This window comes from Streptomyces griseoaurantiacus, assembly GCF_036189845.1.
Taxonomy (GTDB): Bacteria; Actinomycetota; Actinomycetes; order Streptomycetales; family Streptomycetaceae; genus Streptomyces; species Streptomyces griseoaurantiacus.
Window position 1 is genome coordinate 56370 of the sequence record NZ_CP108327.1, and the last position, 19815, is coordinate 76184.

The following is a 19815-nucleotide window of genomic DNA, read 5'->3' on the forward strand; positions in this document are numbered from 1 at the left end:
GCGAGGGTTCCGGTGACACCGTGGGGGCGGTGTCCGTGGCACGTGATACATGCAGGCAGCATTGATACGGACGGGCCGTGCACGACGGCGGTGGTCCAGGAAGATCGGGGCGGGAAGTGGAGCAGGACGTGACCACCGTTGCGGGGGCCGGTGACGGTCAGGGGGTGCTCGACGACGCGGTGAGCGAGGACGGGATCGTTCTCGACGCGTCGGGGGACGTGGCACGACCGGACGGCGGTGCGGTCTCCTACGCGCCGGGGGCCCAGGTCCGCATCCGTGACGAGCAGTGGCTCGTCCGGAAGGTCGCGCCCACGGCGCGGGACGGCTGGATGGTGGAGGTCACCGGCGTCTCGTCCTTCGTGCGGGGCACGGACGCCGTCTTCTACAGCCTGCTCGACGACATCCAGGTGCTCGACCCGCGCAAGACGGAACTGGTTCCCGACGGCTCTCCCAACCACCGCAAGGCCCGCCTCTACCTGGAGGCGGTGATCCGCAAGACGGCGCTGCCCCAGACCGAGCACGGGCTCGCGCTGGCCGACGGCTTCCTCATGGACAAGCAGACCCACCAGCTGCGGCCGGCCGAGCTCGCCCTTTCCATGAAGAACCCGCAGCCGCGGCTGCTCATCGCCGACGTGGTGGGGCTCGGCAAGACGCTGGAGATCGGCATCCTGCTGGCCGAGCTGATCCGGCGCGGGCGGGGTGAGCGGATCCTCGTGGTGACGCCGGCGCACGTCCTGGAGCAGTTCCAGCGCGAGCTGTGGACCCGGTTCTCCATCCCGCTCGTCAGGCTCGACTCCACGGGCATCCAGCGCATCCAGCAGGACATCCCCGCCGGGCGGAACCCGTTCGCCTACTTCAAGCGGGCGATCATCTCCGTGGACACGCTCAAGAGCGACGTGTACGCCCACCACCTGGACTCCACCGAGTGGGACGCCGTCGTCATCGACGAGTCGCACAACCTGGTCAACCGCGGCACGAAGAACAACGATCTCGCCCGTCTGCTGGCCCGCCGCACCGACGCGCTGATCCTCGCCTCGGCGACTCCGCACAACGGCGACGCCGGGTCCTTCGCCGAGCTGATCCGGATGCTGGACGAGGCCGCGATCGCGAACCCGTCGGACTACGACGTGAAGGACCTCGACCACCTTTACATCCGGCGCACCAAGACGGACAAGGAGGTGCGGGACTCCCTCAAGGGCGTGTGGGCCGACCGGGGCCCGTCCGAGCCGGTCCCCGCGCAGGCCACCTTGAAGGAGCGTGCGGTCTTCGAGGAGCTGGCCGCCCGCTGGATCCCGCGCGATCCGGCCGCCTCCTCGGTGTGTGCGGACCCGCTCGCCGCCTACAACTTCTTCAAGGCCTTCCTCTCCTCGCACAAGGCGCTCCAGAAGTCGCTGGAGGCGCGGCGCCGCTATCTGGCCGGGCCCGCGAAGGGGAGGAAGGGCGAGGACCCGGCCGCCCGCGAGGCCGCGCTCAAGGTCGAGCGCGAGGCGATCGTGGAGCTGGAGCGGCTGGCCGGTGAGCTCGGTGACGAGGACTCCGCGAAGCTGGACGCGCTGGTCGAGCAGCTCGAGGAGATCGGTCTCGGCCCGGGGTCGGACACCCGCGTCGTCGTCTTCTCCGAGCGCATCCCCACGCTGACCTGGCTGGCGGAGACCGTCCCCGCCCGGCTCGGGTTCCAGAAGAGCGGTGCCGTCGAGGCGGGCGAGAAGAAGGACCGGCCCTGGCTGGCGTACGGCGGGGCGGTGCAGGTGATGCACGGCGAGGCCACCAACGAGGACGAGCAGAAGCGGATCGTCGAGAAGTTCGGGCTGCGTGACGACCCGGTGCGCATCCTGTTCACGGGCGACGTCGCCTCCGAGGGCGTCAACCTCCACCAGGAGTGCCACCAGCTCATCCACTACGACCTGCCCTGGTCGCTGATCCGTATCGAGCAGCGCAACGGCCGCATCGACCGCTACGGGCAGAAGGAGAAGCCGCAGTTCCGCGCCCTGGTGCTCACCAGCGACGTGGAGTGGCGGCGCGTTCCGGAGACCGGCGAGGCCCTCCCGCTCGACGACCGGCTGGTCGGCGCCAAGCTCCTGAAGCGCGAGGAGGAGGCGCACCGGATCGACGGCTCGGCCGAGACGGTCACCGGCCTGTACCGGGCGCAGGAGGAGGAGAACCGGCTCACGCGGGACCTGCTCGCCGGCCGCACCGTGGAGGAGTCCATCAAGCAGTCCAGCGGCGGCTCCTCGTCGCTGCTCAGGAAGATGATGGGCAACATCGGGTCCCGGTCGGCCCAGGACGACGTGGCGTCCGCGACCGTCCCGAGCGTCTTCCGCTCGACCTCCGCCTACTTCGAGGAGGCCCTGCGCCAGATCTGCCCGACGGGGCCGGACAACGAGCTGAAGCTGCGCCACGAGGACGACGGCACGATCGCGTTCGAGCCGCCGGCCGACCTGCAGTACCGCTTCAAGGCGCTGCCCAAGTCGTATCTGACCGAGCAGCACATCCTGCCCACGGGCAAGGCCCCCGGACGGCTGCGCATCACCTTCGACAAGGGGCTCGGGGAGAAGCGGCTGAAGGCGGCCCGCGAGTCGTCCAAGACCCAGTGGCCCAACGTCAGTTACGTCTCGGATGTGCATCCCGTCCTGGACTGGGTGACCGACAAGGCGCTCGCGTCCCTGCGGCACGACGAGGCGTTCGTCCTCGCCCACCGCCCCGACGCCGCGGCGGCGGCCAAGCTGGATCCCCGCCTGCCGGCGGAGCTGTCCGGGCCGGTCTGTCTGGTGCAGGGCATCCACTCCAACGCCGTGGGCCGCCCCACCGTGGTGGAGTGGATGGCCGTCGTCGGACTGCCCGACGCGCCCCGGGTCGTGCGCATGGACGCCGCCTTCCTCGCCGCGTGCGGTGTCGGACCGAAGATGCCTGGCCGCGCCGTGTCCGAGGAGGAGCGCAAGGCGCTGCGGGGGCTCGTCCCCCGGGCGGTCGACGAGGCCGCGCGCCACCTGCGCGAGCAGGAGGCCGAGTACGCGCGGCGCATCGACGACATGCTCGCCCCGTACGAGAAGCGGGTGACGCGGTGGCAGCAGGACGCCCTGTTCGCCTCGGCCCGCTCGGCGAAGGACCGCAACGACGTGAACCTCACGGCGAGCCGCCGCAAGACCCTCATCAAGTCGCTGAAGACCTCGGGGGCGCCCATGCTGCGCCTGCTCTGCGTCCTGCAGCCCCTGTCCACCGCCGCCACCGCCGCCGCCGCTGGGGAGACCACCCGATGAGCACCGACTTCGACTCCTTCTCCAACCGCGGCGAGTACCTGTCCGCCCACTACTTCGCCGAGCAGCTGGGCCAGGACCTCAAGAAGGGTCTCCTCGCCACCTGGACGGTCCGGGAGGGCGACGAGAAGGACCCGCGTCCCACGCCGAGGGAGATGCTGCGCGCCCTGCGCGGCACGTACCTCTCGGAGGAGTACCGCAACTTCTTCGCCGAACGCGCCAAGCTGGACGCCGAGGACGACGCCGACGAGAACAGCGCCGCCGCCGGAGCCCGCCTCAACACCTACGACGACGGCGACTGGCGCGAGCGGCTCAGCGCCTGGCACGACAAGGTGCTGGCGGCCCTCGGCTTCGCCGGCGCCGCCGAGCGGCGCCGGCTGACCGTCCACCGCGCCGGGCGCGAGCACACCGTGGCGACGGCCTGGCACGGCGACGGCATCGTGGCCCTCGAGTGCGGCTGGGCCGCCGGCAACGACACGGCCCTGGACGCGGACGGCCCCGGCCGGCTGCAGCACCCGCTGCGGGTGAGCGGCAGCGAGGTCTACGAGAGCGGCCAGTCCCTTGCCACCTGGCTCTTCCAGAGCGAACTGGGTGAGCCGGGCGGGGAGCCGCCCCGCTTCGTGCTGCTGCTGTGCGGCGGCGTGATCGTCCTGGCCGACCGCCAGGTGTGGGGCGAGGGCCGCTTCCTCGCCGCCAACCTGGATGCCGCGCTGGAACGCAACGACCGCAAGCAGGGCGGCGAGCTGGCGACCATCGCCGCCCTCTTCAGCCACGAGCTGCTCGCCCCCGCCGAGGACGGCAAGGGACCGGGCATCGACGCCCTGGTCAAGGCCTCCCGCGACAACGCGGTCGGCGTCTCCGGGGAACTGCGCGAAGGGCTGCAGCGCTCGGTCGAGATCATCGCCAACGAGGTCCTCGCCCGGCTGAAGCAGGCCGGCCTCGAGCCCCGGCGGATCGAGGACCCGAAGCTGCCGTTCGCCAAGGAACTCACCCGCGAGTCGCTGCGCTACCTCTACCGCATCCTGTTCCTGCTGTACGCCGAAGCCCGCCCGGAGCTGGGCATCCTGCCCGCCGACGACGGCACCTACGAGGCCGGGTACTCGGTGGCGCGGCTGCGGGAACTCGTCGAGCGCGACGAGCAGCTCGTCGAGGAGGAGGCCAGGAACGGCCACCACCTCTTCGCCTCCCTCGACGTCCTGTTCAACAAGGTCAACCGCGGCCACCGCCCCTACGGCACCGAACCCGACGATGACCTGCCGGACGACGACGAGGAGACCCGCAAGCTCAAGGCCAAGCGGCGCAGCGAGGACCGCGGCCTGCGCTTCGAGCCCCTGCGCAGCGAACTCTTCGAGCCGAAGTCCATCCGTCTCATCGGCCGGGGCGTCCTCGACCCCCGCAGCGACGAGGACACCGACCCGAAGTGGCTGGACCTGCGGCTGCGCAACCACGCCCTGCACGAGGTACTGCGGCTGCTGACCATGAAGAAGGCCCGGCGACGCGGGGAGCGCGGCGGCTTCATCTCCTACCGCAACCTCGGCATCAACCAGCTCGGCGCCGTGTACGAGGGCCTGATGTCGTACACCGGCATCATCGCCGAGGAGGAGCTGTGCGAGGTCGCCAAGGGCGGTGACCCGGAGAAGGGCTCCTGGCTGGTGCCCGCCCACCGGCTCAAGGAGTACCCGGAGAAGACCTGGGTCGAGTACGACGAGCACGACGCGGTGAAGGGCCTGCGCGGGCCGAAGAAGTACAAGGTGGGCGAGTTCGTCTACCGGCTGGCCGGCCGCGACCGCGAGACCTCCGCCTCCTACTACACCCCCGAGTCGCTGACCAAGGTGACCGTCGAGCTGGCGCTCAAGCACCTCCTCGACCAGGAGCGCGACGAGACCGGCGAGATCGTCCGGACGCGGGCGTCCGAGCTGCTGAAGTACAAGATCTGCGAGCCCGCGCTGGGTTCCGGCGCGTTCCTCAACGAGGCGATCAACCAGGTCGCCGAGGAGTACCTGCGCCGCCGCCAGGACGAACTGGGCGTCTCCCTGCCTGCCTCCTCCGCGCTGACGGAGAAGCAGAAGGTCAAGGCGTACGTCGCCCTGCACAACGCGTACGGCGTCGACCTCAACGCCACGGGCGTGGAGCTGGCGGAAGTCTCCCTCTGGCTCAACACGATGCACCCGGGGATGCGGGCACCGTGGTTCGGACTGCACCTGCGGCGCGGCAACTCGCTGATCGGCGGGCGGCGGGCGGTGTACGCGGGCGAGGACGTCGTCTCCCCGGCGAAGGCCTGGCTCGCGGCGAAGAACACGCTTGCTCCAACACCGCTGCCGTTCCTCAAGGACGGCGAGCCGCAGCCGCTGCCCAAGGACGCGGTGCACCAGTTCCTGCTGCCGAGCCCCGGGTGGGCGGCGGTGACCGGCTCGAAGGAGGCCAAGGAACTCGCCAAGGACGAGGTGGCGCGCCTGGCCGCCTGGAAGAAGGGCATCCTCCAGCGGCCGAAGCGCAGCACCGCGCACCTGAACAAGGACGGCACGCCCAAGCTCGACAAGGCGGGCAGGCCGAGGCGTGAGGCGTCCTCCCAGTTCACGCGGCTGCGGGACGCGGCCAAGCGGGCGGAGTTCCTGTGGTCGCTCGTCATCAAGCGCATGCGGCTCTCCGAGGCGGCGATCGCCCGCAAGATCGACGTGTGGGGCGCCGAGCCGGGCGATGCCGAGTACGACTTCCTGCGCACGGCGGCGGGTGCGGTGCCGAAGGAGCAGGTCATGGCCGACCTGTTCGAGGCCACCGAGACGCCGTACTGGCGCCTGAAGAAGGTCATGGACGCGTGGTGCGCGCTGTGGTTCTGGCCGGCGGACAAGGCGTCCCTGCTGGACGGCACGGACGGGGCCTACGACGCCACGGTGCCGGCGGTGGCCTCCGCCGACGCGCTCGGTGGACTGCTGGGGGTGCCGCTGATCGGCGGGGACGCGACGGGGCCCGGTAAGGGCAGCGAGGGCTTGACGGCGACGGTCCCGGAGCCGCGCTTCACCGAGCAGACCATGCTGTTCGCGTCGGGGCCGACGCAGGAGACGCTGGTGTCCGCAGCGGCGGAGGACGAGCCGCTCATCGCCCTGCAGGCGGTGGAGGCGAGCGGTCGGTCCAGGCGCGGTGCGCCGAAGCAGTCCAAGCAGCGGACGTGGCGGGACACCATTCCGCTGGTCGAGCTGGACGACTGGCTGGACTTCCTCGAGGCCCTCCTGGGCACCGTCGACCCCGACGAGCAGAACCTGGTCACCGAGTTCGACAACCTGGACGCGCTGAAGGACTTCGAGAAGAACCTCCCCCACCTGATGGGGATGGACCTCGCCGACCCGGAGATCCGCTTCCCCTGGATGCACACGGTCACCAACATCGCGGAGGAACAGGGTTTTCTGCACTGGGAGTTGGACTTCGCGCTGGTCTTCGCGCAGGGGGGCGGGTTCGATCTGCAGGTGGGGAATCCGCCGTGGGTGCGGCCGGAATGGAAGGAGAACGCTGTACTCGCGGAGCATGAACCATGGTTCATGCTCACCGAAAAACCTACAGCGTCAGACAAGGGGAAACGGCGCTCGGCAGAACTGGCGAAGCCAAAGGTGACCGATTATCTCTTGCGAGAGGTGACCTCGATTGCCGCTACCGCCGGCTACCTGGCCGCTTCACAGGTGTACCCACTCATCGCAGGCACGAAGCCAGATCTTTATCGCGCATTTATGAGTCAAACTTGGGGTCACGCAGCCCAGGGCGGGATCGTTGGCTTGGTGCATCCCGACACTCACTTTAGCGGCGCCAGTGAAGCACGCTTGCGGCAAGCCTCCTATCGCCGTCTTCGAGTTCATGCCGACTTCGTTAATGCTGGTAACCGATTTTTTCCACCGCCTGTCGGTCATTCCAGTCGCTTCGGTGTGCACATTTATGGCGACGCGGGCGAAGTTTCATTTGATCACCTGTCGTGGCTATTTTCCGTAGATGCTTTGCGCTTTTCGGCCACGCATGATGGAAGCGGCAATGCGCCTGGAGTGAAGTTCGGTACCGACTGGGATGAGCGGCCCCACCGGAAGCGGATTGTGCGCGTAACGCCGCACACTTTGGCCCGATGGCAACGGCTATCAGGAGAACAAGAAACTCCCGTAGAGCAGGCGCGTCTACTGACACCAGTGAGTACGGCGGAAGATCCGGCCATTGACGCACTCGCCGCATACCCATTGCGCCTCGAACGATTGTCGCCACAGATCACCATCGGATTCGATGAAGGCGCCGCAAAGAAGCCCAAATATGGCGCCACCAAAAATCTACCACTGATCGATTATAACAAAAACATCGAAGCAAAGGTGGATTACCAAGCCGAATCTTGGGGTGACGTGATCCTCAAAGGTCCCCAGATCGGCGTAGCCAATCCCCTATTCAAACAGCCGAGCCAGGGAAGTGGCGAGACCCGAGGACTTAACCATGGAGAGCTCGACACAAACGCCGTTCCCGAGTCAGAGTATCGACGAGTAGTCGACAACCCTACCTACATCGCAGAGCAAGACATCTGGCTTGATCATTCTCAATTGAAGGTACTGCAAGAATCGACAGAAGCGATCGAGAGCGCACGGTTGGAGCTCGCGAGAACCTCCAAATGCGAGCCAAGCGAAGTTACTGACGAAGCGGTTCAAGACCAACTCATCTCCAAGGCCACTAAGCCGTGCACCCGATTCTACCGCTTGGCATGGCGTAAGATGATTGCCCCTGATACAGAGCGAGCGCTATATTCTGCACTAATCCCTCGAGATGTCACCCACGTCGATGGCTTGTTCAGTTTGACCATGCCGACGAATAAAGAGACTGCTCTGGTAGCTGGATTCTGGACATCACTACCGTTGGATTATTTTCTCCGAACAACCAATCGCTCACAGCTTCAGTTTGCGGGAGCCCGTTCACTTCCCGCCCCGGACCTGACTCACCCACTTTCTTCCGACCTCCTTCTCCGCACCCTTCGCCTGAACTGTCTAACCAATGCCTACGCCGATCTTTGGAGCGAACTCTTCGATCCCACTTGGACGACCCGCTGTTTTTGGGCTCGCGCCTGGCCCGGCATCAAGACAGAACTTCACGCCGCTACGCGTGATTGGGAGCGTAACACTCCGCTCCGCACGGAGTACGCTCGTCGTGCCGCCCTGGTCGAGATCGACGCCCTGGTCGCTGTTTGTCTCGGCATCGATGCTGACACGCTAATCACCATGTATAGGTCCCGGTTCCCAATCATGCAGGATTTCGATCTGGTGACATGGTTTGATTCCAATGAACGGAAACTCGCGGCGAAGCGGCACACCTACGGCCACGGCCAAGAGAAGCAGCACTGGACACAGTTCGAAAAATATCGGAAGGACCCCGACAACGCCCCCGTCCCCGAGGGCTACACCGCCCCCTTTTACAAGGCCGAGCGGGAGAAGGAAATGCGCGAAGCGCACGCCTACTTCCAGAAGCGGCTGGACGAGGCCGTTGCCCGGGGTGAGTGGGACCCGGTGATGCAGGAGGTTCCCAGCCAGTGAGGCCGACGCTCGAGGCGCAGGGGCTCAAGGAGAGCCTGCTGCAGTACCTGTCGACGACGTACGCGCTGACCGACGAGGGCGCCCGGGAGTCGCTGCACCGGTTCCTGGGGGACGAGACGTCCGGGATGTTCCGGGGGCCGTTCCTGCGGATACGGACGCCGTTCACGCGGGCCGGCGACTCCTGGAAGGAGCTGCTGGACTGGCGGCGGACGGACGACTGGACCCCGTACGCCCACCAGGCCAGGGCGTTCGAGCGGCTGTCGTCGGCCGGCGGCCGCACCCCGCGGCCGACGCTCGTCACGACCGGCACCGGCTCCGGCAAGACGGAGTCGTTCCTCTACCCGGTCCTGGACCACTGCGCCCGCGAGCGCGACGCGGGCCACAGCGGCGTCAAGGCCGTGTTCCTGTATCCGATGAACGCGCTCGCCACCGACCAGGCGCAGCGCATCAACGACCTGCTGTGCGCGCACGACGCGGACCTCGGCAAGCTCCGCGCCGGCCTGTACATCGGGGACCGGGCGGAGACGACGTACGACCGGGTGTACACCCGCCGTTCCGACATGTGGGTGTCGCCGCCGGACATCCTGATCACGAACTACAAGATGCTGGACCTGCTGCTCCAGCGCTCCCAGGACGCGGCGCTGTGGAACGGCGCGGACATCCGGTACGTCGTCGTGGACGAGTTCCACACCTACGACGGTGCCCAGGGCACCGACGTGGCGATGCTGCTGCGGCGCCTGGCCGCCGCCGTCGGGGCGTCGGAGCCGGGGAACCCGCTGGGGCGGATCTGCCCGGTCGCCACGTCCGCGACGCTCGCGTCCGGCACGGACGGGGACGGGGTGCGTCAGCTCCTCGACGTCGCGACCCAGGTCTTCGGGACCGTGTTCACCGAGGACGCGATCATCGGTGAGGACCGGCAGAGCGTCGACGAGTTCATCCCGCCGGACGACTTCGACCCGGCGCTGCCGGACCCCTCCCCCGACGAGCTGGCGCTGCTGCCCGACCCGTCCCTCGGGAAGGCGGAGTTCGTCGACCTCGTCGAGACGGTGACCGGCACGCGCGAGACGGACCCGTTCCTGCTGGGCCGGAACCTGAAGCGGCAGACGCTGACCTCGGCCGTCATGCAGGCGCTGGACGGCGAGGTCCGCACCACCGGTGAAGTGCTCGACCTGATGTGGCGCAGGGGCGCGCGGTCGTGGGGCAAGACGATCACCGAGCGGCCGGAGGTCGCCGCCTCCGCCCTCGCCCGGTTCGTCGCACTGCTGGCCGTCGCCCGCGACCCGGAGTCCACGCCGAAGCGGCCGCGGCCACTGGTGCAGATCGAGGTGCACCAGTGGGCCCGCTCGGTCTCCCGCCTCGTACGCGGGGTGCTGCCGTGGCCGAAGGCGGAGTTCCAGTGGGACGCGGCCGGCGCGGCGGACCGGCCAAGCGAGCAGCACGCCCGGACGGCGCCGGTCACCACGGCGACGGCCGGCCAGACCGCGAACCTGTTCCTGCCCGCCGTCTACTGCCGTGACTGCGGTCGTTCGGGCTGGGCGGTGTTCTCCCCGGAGACGGACGACACCTACGTCCAGGTCGACTCGCACAAGATCCGGCGGGCCTCGGTCAGCCAGGACAAGATGCGGGTGCGCAACCTGATCGCGGCGACGGACGCCGAGGCCCGCGAGGGCTCCGGTGCCGCGCCGATGGCGTCGGCCGGCCGCGGGGCGGACGGCGGGCGGGCGGTCTCCGCGCTCTCCGCCGGCCGGGGCGGGCAGCTGCGCGTCCTGGACGGGCCGAACCGGACGCTGCGGCTGCCCGACCCGGTCAGGGACTACGCGCCCGGAGACGGACAGCCGCGCCCGGCCACCGGTGACTCGGCCTTCGTGCTGGTCAATCTGGGTGAGACGGCGAACACGGCGGCCGAGGAGGACTGGTGCCCGGCGTGCGGCTCGCGCAACGCGATCCGCTTCCTCGGCACGGGTGCGGCGGCTCTCGCCGCGGCCTCGGTGACCCAGCTGTTCACGGGAGGTGAGCTGGACGAGGAGCAGGGCGAGGACAAGACGCTGATGTTCAACGACTCGGTGCAGGACGCCGCGCACCGGGCCGGGTTCGTCGCCTCCCGCTCGTACACCTTCTCCCTGCGCGCCCTGTTCAAGAAGCACCTGTCGGAGGAGCGTCCGACCGCGCTCAACGACCTGATCGCGGACGTCGTCGCGGCCACCACCGACCGTACGACGCTCGCCGCCGTCGTCCCCACCGACCTGCACGACATCCGGGGCGTCCAGCGGCTGCTGTCCGGCCAGGGACGCGGCGGCGACCGCCCGACGTGGAACCTGATCGGCGAGCGTTTCGCGTTCGAGGCGCTGATGGAGTTCGGGTTCCGTTCCCGCAACGGCCGCACCCTGGAGCTGACCCGGACGGCGGCGGCCCAGGTGCGTATCGCGGACACGCGGGCGGCGGTGGCGCTCGTGAAGGGCGCGCATCTGGCGGAGGAGGGACGGCGCGGCGGGCTGCCGCCCGTCGAACAGGACGACGCCCGCTACCTCGCGTTCCTGCGGATCCTCCTGGAGCGGCTGCGCACCAGGGGCGCGATCGGCCACAAGTGGCTGGACGGCTATCTGAGGGAGGCCGGGACCAGCCGCTACTTCATCTGGGGCAAGCGTCCGGTGGGCATGCGCGCCTTCCCCCGCGGCGTCGCGGCCCCGGTGTTCCTCCTGGACCAGCCCAAGACCAACAGCGAGTTCGACTTCGCGACGGGACGGCTGTCCTGGTACGAACGCTGGGCGCAGCGCTGCCTCGACCTGCCCCGCGAGCAGACGGCCGGCTTCTGGAACCGGCTGCTGCCCGAGCTGGTCTCGGCGGGCCTGCTGTCGGTGCGCACCCCGGCCGACGGCAGCCTGCGGGTGTACGGGCTGCAGCCGGGCGCGGTCGACGTGCGGCTCCTCGGCGACGACGTCGTCAACGAGGCGTTCGTGCGCTGCCCGGTCTGCTTCTGGGAGCAGACCGTCCACCCGGAGCTGCTGGACCAGTGGCACGGGCAGCCGTGCCCGTCGTACCGCTGCCGCCGGGGCCGGCTGGTCGCCGGGAACCGCCCGGAGGAGCTGGGCGTGCACCACCGGGACCGCAACTACCGGGACGACTACTACCGACGGCTGTACCGCAAGGCGGGCACCTACCAGGTCGTCACCGCCGAGCACACCGGGATGCTCACCCGCCCGGAGCGGGAGCGGGTCGAGGCGGCGTTCAAGCACGGCAACGGGTTCAAGGACCCCAACGTGCTGTCGTGCACGCCCACCCTGGAGATGGGCATCGACATCGGCGACCTGTCCGCCGTCGTGCTGGCCGCGCTGCCGCGCCGGCCCGCCAACTACGCCCAGCAGGTCGGGCGGGCCGGTCGGCGCACCGGCAACGCGTTCCTGCTGACCATCCCCGACCGCAGCCGCCGCGACCTGTACTTCCTGGACCAGCCGCGCGAGATGATCGCCGGGCGGATCGTGCCTCCGGGCAGCCACCTGTCGGCGATCGAGATCCTGCGCCGCCAGTACCTGGCCCACCTGCTGGACCTGGCCGCGCGCGGGCGCCTGCCGCGCCCCGACGGCAAGCCCCTGGCCGCGATACCGGCCAGGGCCCCCGAGCTGTTCGGCCCCTCCGGCTACCTCGCCGACCTGGTCGAGGCAGCCCTCGCCCACGCCGATCAGCTGGTCGACGGTTTCCTGGACCTGTTCCCCGCAGGGGTGAGCGACCGGTCCCGGACCGAACTGCGCGCGTACGCCACCCGCGGGCTGCGCAGCGCGGCGGAGGAGGCCGAACGCCAATGGCGGCGCGGCGAGGAGGTGCTGCGCCGCCGGCTGAAGCTGATCGGCGAGGCGCGCGAGGAACTGCACGACAGCGACGACGAGCAGGCCCGGCAGAAGGCCGAACTGGACGCCGAGCACCGGTCGGTCGGCAAACGGCTGCTCTCCCTCGGGCTCACCACCGCCCAGCAGGCCCTGTGCGACCTCGGGCTGCTGCCGAACTACGCACTCATCGACGCGGTGACCACGCTGAACGCCACGCTCTACTGGCCGGAGGGCGTCGACGAGAAGACCGGCCGGGAGACGTTCAAGTCCAAGCCGCGCGCCTACGAGCGGCCCCGCCGCTACGCGCTGTCCGAGTTCGCGCCGGGCAACACGTTCTACGTCAACGGCTACAAGCACCAGGTCACCGGCCTGGAGATCGGGACCGCCACCGATCCCGACTGGCGGCTGTGGCGGTTCTGTGAGGAGTGCGGATACGTACGCACGGAGGACGCCGAGGCCGACCGCTCGCCGTGCCCGCGCTGTGGCAGTGCCCGGATCGCGGACGACGGCTCCTGCCTGCACAAGGTCGTCGAGCCCGCCGTCGTCACCTCCCGGGACAAACGCGAGGACGCCCGGATCAGCGACGACAAGGACGACCGGGAGCAGCGGTACTACACGGTGATCGACGCGGTCGACATCGCGAAGGAGGACATCGAACCGAAGACCTCCTGGCGGCACGAGACCCAGACGTTCGGCGTCGACTTCTGCCGTACGGCCGTCGTCCGGCGGGTGAACGTCGGCCCGATGCGCTTCGACGCCAAGGCCGAGGACGACTTCGCCGGGCACAGCGTGCGGATGGCGCCGTTCCACGTGTGCACGGGCTGCGGCGCGGCGACCGCCGACGGGCGGCCCGTCTTCGACCACGACACCGACGCCCTGGACTCCGCGGCGGCGCGCAACCCGAAGCTGAAGCACCACCAGCCGTGGTGCCCGCTGCGCCGGGGGAAGAACCCGCGGGAGGTGGCGCAGGAGCCGGTGCTGCTGGCGCACCAGCTGCGCACCGAGGCGCTGCGGGTGCTGCTGCCCGCCGCCACCGTCCTGGTCGACGAGAAGATCCACTCCTTCCGGGCGGCCCTGCGGCTGGGCGTCGACCAGCACTTCGGCGGTGACCCGCAGCACCTGGACTCGACCCTGGCGCGCATGCCCGACCACGGCACCGGTGAGACCCGGCACTTCCTGGTGCTCTTCGACCGTCTGCCGGGCGGCACCGGCTACCTGCACCGGCTCACCGACCCGGCCCACTTCCGGGCGGCGCTCTCCGACGCCCGGCGGGCGCTGCTGACGTGCCCGTGCCGCGACGAGGGCCGGCTCGCCTGCCACCGGTGCCTGCACCGCTACACCGAGGAGCGGCACCAGGACACCGTCTCCCGCCTCGAGGCCCTGGGCATCATCAACGACCTGCTGGGCCCGGTCGACCAGGACGGCGGGCCGGTGCTCGACGAGGACGGGCGGCCCGTCGACCTGTGGAAGGTCACCCGGCTGCCCAGCACGGACCTGATCGGCCTGGACAGGCAGGTCGAGTCCGACCTGGAGGCCCGGTTCCTGGCCGCCCTGCGCACCTGGACCGGTCAGGAGAGCGACGCCGTCCTGGAGGAGAGCAGCACGGCCAGCGGCTACCTGCGCTTCGGCCAGGGCACCAACTGGCGGCTCACCGCACAGCGGGACATGGAGTACACCCGGACCGACTTCACCTTCGAGTCCACGGACGGCCCCAAGGAGTACGTCACCGTCTACCTGGACGGCCACCGCTACCACGCCACCCGCGCGCACAACCGCATCGCCGCGGACTGCGAGAAGCGCAACCGGCTGCGGGACAGGAACCACGTCGTCTTCCAGCTCACCTGGGACGACCTGGAACTGTTCGAGAAGGGCGAGGCGGCGAGGGCCGAGCCGGTCTGGCCGCCGTACCCGCGCAGCGCGCAGGACGCGGCCAAGGACTGGTACGAGGAGACGGGCGGCGCGCGCGCCGACTTCGCGCAGGCCGTGTTCGCCAACCCCGTCGAGGCGCTCCTCGCCTACTTGCGCGACCCGGCCAAGGAGCGGTGGGGGCGCCGCGCCAGGGCCCTGGTGGCCGGCCTCATGGCCGAGCCCGCACCCCTGGCCATGCAGGCGGACCGTGCCCAGGCGCGGCAGGCACTGCGGTCGGCGCTCGACGCGTACGGCGCGGGCCTCGAGCCGTCCGGGGAACCGGTCACGGGCGACGGGCCCGTCCTGGTGCTGCGGGCGAGCGACGCGTACGGGCTCCCGCTCCTCTTCACCGTCGACATGAGCGACGGCGAGGAACCGCACGCGGTGCGGTGGAGCGCGCTGGCCGTGCTGGACGACCGCGACGAGGCCCTGGGCACCGACGCGCACAAGCAGCGCTGGCGGGCCTGGCTCTACTGGTCGAACCTGCTGCAGTTCCTCGCGTTCGCCGGCGGGGACGGTGTCCAGCTGGCCGGCAGCCGCGCGGCCGCCTTCCCGGTCGACGTGCTGACCGTCACCGGCGGCATCGGCGAACTCGACTCCCTCATCGCCGTGCACCGGCCGCAGGAGACACCGCCGGCCGAGGAGGCGGTGCGGGAGGCGACGCCCACCGGCGCGAGCGCGGTCGCCGAGGCGGAGGCCGGTGGTTCGGCGGCCGAGCGGGCCGTCGCCAGGCTGCTGCGCGATGCCGCCTGGGACGAGGAGATCCTGCCCCTCCTCGAGGAGGACGAGCCGGACTCGGCGCTCACCCGGCTCGCCCGCGCGCTCGCCGAACACGGCAAGCAGGCCCCCGTCTTCGGCTTCGAACTCGGCGAACGCGGCTGGCCGGCCGACTTCGCCTGGAAGGACTCGGGCGTGCGGGTGGCCGTCGTCGCCGTCCCGCACGGAGAGGACGACGAGGAAGCCCTCCGCCGCGACAGGGCCTACGCCGACGCGGGATGGACGGCCCGCACGGCGGCCGACTGGCTCGACGACCTTGACGCGCTCGTCGAAAGGCTCCCCGATGCCTCGTGAGCACCCGATACGAACGACTTCCCCGGTCGTGACGACCTTCGTGACTCCTACGGTCTCCACGATTCCTACGACTCCCCGGCGACGGAAGGCAGCACTCATCCCATGACCGCCCGGCTCAGCCTGTATCAGAAGGCCGAACAGGAGCTGTACAAGCTCGACCGCTCGGTCAAGGGCAGGTTCTACGACTTCTGCCACCGCTTCCGCGAGGACCCGGACCACCCCGGCCTGGACCTCAAGCCCCTCAAGGGCGACGGCCGCGTCTTCCGCGCCAAGATCGACCAGTCGTACCGCGCCCTGCTGGCCAGGGCCGGCGTCGACGACAAGGGCCAGGAGAACTGGCTCGTCATCGCGGTGCGCCACCGCAAGCACGTCTACGAGGAACTCTCGGTCGCGATCAACCGGATCACCGGCGAGATCGAGTTCGTGGACCTCTCCGTGGTGGGCGAGAGCGTGCTGCGGCGCGCGGGCGTCACCCTCACCCCCACCGAACCCGAGCCCGAGCCCGCCCCGCAGCCCGCGCCCGAGGCCGCCCCGGCAGCCGCCGAGCCCCTGCTCACCGGCGTCACCGCGGAGGACCTGCGGGACCTCGGCGTCGCCGACCAGCTCATCGACCTCGCGCTCGCCGTCACCGGCAGCGACGAACTCGACCAGCTGGTCGAGGGCGCGCCCCTGCTGTCCAAGGACATCCTGTACGGGCTCGCCGCGGGCATGCCCCTGGACGAGGTCCGCAAGGAGATCACCGCCCCGGTCAAGGTCGACCTCGGCCAGGACTACGCGCAGGACCTCGGCGCCGCGCTCGCCCGCACCACCGTCACCACCATCGACGCCGACATCCAGGCCGCCCTGGAGGAGGGCGACTTCCGCGCCTGGAAGGTCTTCCTGCACCCCACCCAGGCCAAGCTCGTCCACCGCGCCTACAACGGTCCGGCCCGCGTCTCGGGCGGCCCCGGCACCGGCAAGACCATCGTCGCCCTGCACCGGGTCAAGCACCTCGCGCAGCAGCTGCCGCCCGGACACGGCAAGCCCATCCTGCTGACGACGTTCACCAAGAACCTCACCACCGACCTGCGCGCCCGCCTCGCCTCGCTGATGGAACCCGAGCTCCTCGCCCGCGTGGAGATCGCCCACATCGACCAGCTCGCCGCGCGCGTCCTCAGCGAGAACTCCGTCAAGGGCACCGCCAGGCAGCGCGTGTACGACAGCACCGCGCTCACCGTGCTGCGCCGGCTCCTGCTGGAACTCGACGAGCGCCGCTGGGACGCCGAGTTCCTCTACGAGGAGTGGGACCAGGTGGTCCTCGGCCAGTCCATCGGCACCCGCAAGGCGTACTTCGACGCCCGCCGCGCCGGCCGCGGCCGTTCCGTCACCCGCCCCGAACGCGCGCAGATCTGGAAGATCCTGGAGCAGTTCACGGCCCGCCTGGACAAGGAGGGCCTGGAGACCTGGGGCCAGGCCGCCGAGCGCGCCGCCCGCCTCGAGACGGAACGCGACGCGAGGATCAGGGCCCGGCAGGAGCACAAGGAAGCCGTCGGCGGCAAGGACCTCATCCACCGCGACGACGGCTCCGGCATGCGCTTCCTCCACCACCGCTACCGGCACATCGTCGTCGACGAGGCCCAGGACCTGCGCGCCGCCCACTGGAAGATGCTGCGCGCCATGGTCGCCCCCGGGCCCGACGACCTGTTCATCGCCGGCGACACCCACCAGCGCATCTACGACCAGCAGGTCACCCTCTCCACCGTCGGCATCAACATCCGGGGCCGCTCCTCCCGGCTCACCCTCAGCTACCGCACCACCAGGGAGATCCTCTCCCGGGCCCTGCGGGTGGTGGACCTCACCGGCAAGGACCTCGCCTACGACGACCTCGACGACAGCACCGACACCCTCGACGGCTACCGCTCCGTCCTGCGCGGCCCCGCGCCCGACCTGGTCCGCTGCGACTCCTGGGAGGACGAACTCGACCGGCTCGCCACGACGCTGACCGCCTGGCGCGAGGAGATCGCCACCGGCAACGGCGGCGCCGGCCCGCGCCGCGACCCGCGCGGCAGCATCGCCGTGTGCGTCGCGGAACGGGACATGGTCAGCCAGGTGATGTTCCACCTGGCCACCAAGGCAGGGATCACCGTCGCCGAGCTCACCAAGGACGGCCCCAAGGGAGAGGGCGAGGTGCACGTCGGCACGATGCACCGCTTCAAGGGCCTCGAGTACCAGAAGCTCGCCATCGTCGGCGCCCGCGACGGCGTCATCCCCCGCACGGACATCCTCGAGCGCTACCGCACCACCGACCCCCGCCGCTACGCCCGCGAGGAACTCCGGGCCCGCTCCCTCCTCTTCGTCGCCGCGACCCGCGCCCGCGACGCGCTCCGCATCAGCTGGTACGGGAAGCCGAGCCCGTACTTGCCGGTCTGAGCCACTGCACGGTCCCGGAGTGGGCCGCGTTCGCGCGCTGCGGCCTCGAACGCGGCCCACTCCGACGGTCCGAACGCCACAACAGCCCGACCGTCACCCGCGACCTCGCCGAGGACCACCACCACGCCTTGTTGGAAGACGACATAACTCGGAGGTGGAACACGTTCGGGGCGACTCGGCTCGGGGTCGCGCTGCTGCCAAACTTCTCCAGGTGGAAGCCCGGTTCCTTCTGTCGGCCCAGGAGGTGCCGACCGCTGCGGTGGAGTACGTGGCCCAGTAGGTCAAGGTGCCCGCAGAGGCGTGGGCGGACTACGACTGGCAGAACAAGGCGGTCCAGCGGCACCAGGGCGAGATCCGTGCGGTGGATGATCTGCCCGGTGGCCGGCGGCGGAAGCCGTGGCGTACGAGGCCCGCTACAAGGCGCGGGTGCGTGCCGTCTCGGTGACGCGGGGGCGCGCGGGCCTCTGGCCGGTCACGGTGGTCGGGTCAGCCGGCCGTCGCCACGGCGGCGTGCAGCTCGCGTACGCCCGCGGTTCGCGGGTGCCGCTCGGCCAGTTCGTTGACGATGCTCCGGATCGCGGGCCGGTCGCGGACCTCGCCGGGGCTGGCCCGGTGCGCGTCCAGGAGCGCGCGGGCGGCCTGCTCGGGCCGGTTCCAGGCCCACCAGGCCCGTGCCATGTCCGTGCCCAGCCGTGCCTTGCGCTCGGCAGTCGGGAACTGGTCGGCCCGCAGGTCCTTCCCTGCCTCCAGGGCGGCACCGGCGTCGCCGAGCGCCCAGTGCACGCCGACCGCGTACAGGTCGACGGCGGCCGGGCCGATGGGGAACAGGCGGCCCGGCGGCGGTGTCCCGGGCAGACGTCGGGCGGAGCGTCGTGCCTCTTCGACCATCGACAATGCCTCGGCCCGCTGCCCGCCCCGCGCGGCCGTGTAGGCCAGGGTGCACAGCATCTGCGCGTAGGCGGCCGCGGAGGCGTCGGTGCGCAGACCGGTCGCTTCGACGTCGGTGGCTGCCGACGTCATGAGGCGCTGGGCTTCGCCGTGGCGGTCCTGGTGGCGCAGCACGATCGCCAGCTCCCGTGCGGCGGCCGCAGCCGCGAGCGGGGACCCGGACACTTCGGCCCAGGTACGGGCGCGGTCGGCGGTGAGCCGCGCCCGCTCGTACGAGCCGACCTTGCTGAGAACTGAGGAGGCCAGCGTGTAGACCGAGGACAGCCGCGCCTGGTCGAGATCCCGGCGGGAGGCTGCGGCGCGGTGCCCGTCCGCGATGAGGCCGGGCAGCACCGCCAGGAGCCGGCCGTGCACGCCCTTGTCGTACAGATCCCGGGCCGCGGCCAGGCGGCCGTCCAAAGGGCCCAGGCCACTCGTCGGCGCCGGGGTGGCGGCGAGAGCTTCGTCCAGCCCCATGAGCAGGGCTGCCGGTCCGGCGGCCGCCGTGGCGGTGAGCAACGTGCGGCGGCGCATGGGGTCCTCCTCGGCGTCACGCGGGCTGGCCGTCACTCTAGTGCCGCCCGGTGCCGCCGGGGACGGTGGCGCCAGAGAAGTCATCAGGATGGGTCGGGGCACACCGACCTCGGCCGCCGCCAGGTGTACGAGCGCCAAGTCGGCCACGCGTGAACGGCGTTCGAGCCGGGACACCGTTGCCGCCGAACAGCCGATCCGCTCACCGAGGTCGGTCTGAGTCCATGACCGGTGCTCGCGCCCCAGCCGGATCAGGGCGCCGGGGCATCGTTGCTCGCATAACTGGCGTGCCGTCGTGCTGTTCCAGAGCGGGTCTACGGGCACTGGACCCTCCCACGCCGCACTACCGGGGGC

5 protein-coding genes are annotated in these 19815 nt (G+C 70.4%); 4 read left to right on the forward strand and 1 reads right to left on the reverse strand.

The features are described from left to right. Nucleotides 1-128: 128 nt before the first annotated feature. The 4 genes from OHB09_RS32795 (at nt 129) to OHB09_RS32810 (ending at nt 18003) form a co-directional block, all read left to right on the forward strand. Nucleotides 129-3257, forward strand: coding sequence for a DEAD/DEAH box helicase (locus OHB09_RS32795; protein ID WP_328923163.1), 3129 nt, complete (start codon nt 129-131; stop codon nt 3255-3257). Next, complete coding sequence (locus OHB09_RS32800; RefSeq protein ID WP_328923164.1) at nt 3254-8794, forward strand: hypothetical protein; 5541 nt, start codon at nt 3254-3256, stop codon at nt 8792-8794. The genes OHB09_RS32795 and OHB09_RS32800 overlap by 4 nt, the downstream gene beginning before the upstream one ends. Beyond that, nucleotides 8791-15594, forward strand: coding sequence for a DEAD/DEAH box helicase (locus tag OHB09_RS32805; protein WP_328923086.1), 6804 nt, complete (start codon nt 8791-8793; stop codon nt 15592-15594). Before OHB09_RS32800 ends, OHB09_RS32805 begins: the two co-directional genes overlap by 4 nt. A 102-nt stretch (nt 15595-15696) precedes the next feature. Continuing rightward, the gene (locus OHB09_RS32810) at nt 15697-18003 is read left to right on the forward strand and encodes a UvrD-helicase domain-containing protein (RefSeq protein WP_328923087.1); all 2307 of its coding nucleotides are present in this window, start codon (nt 15697-15699) and stop codon (nt 18001-18003) included. A 486-nt stretch (nt 18004-18489) separates the two neighbouring features. Here OHB09_RS32810 and OHB09_RS32815 read toward each other — a convergent pair whose 3' ends face one another. Further along, nucleotides 18490-19785, reverse strand: a complete 1296-nt coding sequence (locus tag OHB09_RS32815; RefSeq protein WP_328923088.1) for a helix-turn-helix transcriptional regulator — start codon at nt 19783-19785, stop codon at nt 18490-18492. Nucleotides 19786-19815 lie beyond the last annotated feature (30 nt).

What these genes read in the sequence shown, in the direction of transcription:
- OHB09_RS32800 (WP_328923164.1), top strand. Translation starts at nt 3,254, where the DNA reads ATGAGCACCGACTTCGACTCCTTCTCCAACCGCGGCGAGTACCTGTCC.
- OHB09_RS32810 (WP_328923087.1), top strand. Translation starts at nt 15,697, where the DNA reads ATGACCGCCCGGCTCAGCCTGTATCAGAAGGCCGAACAGGAGCTGTAC.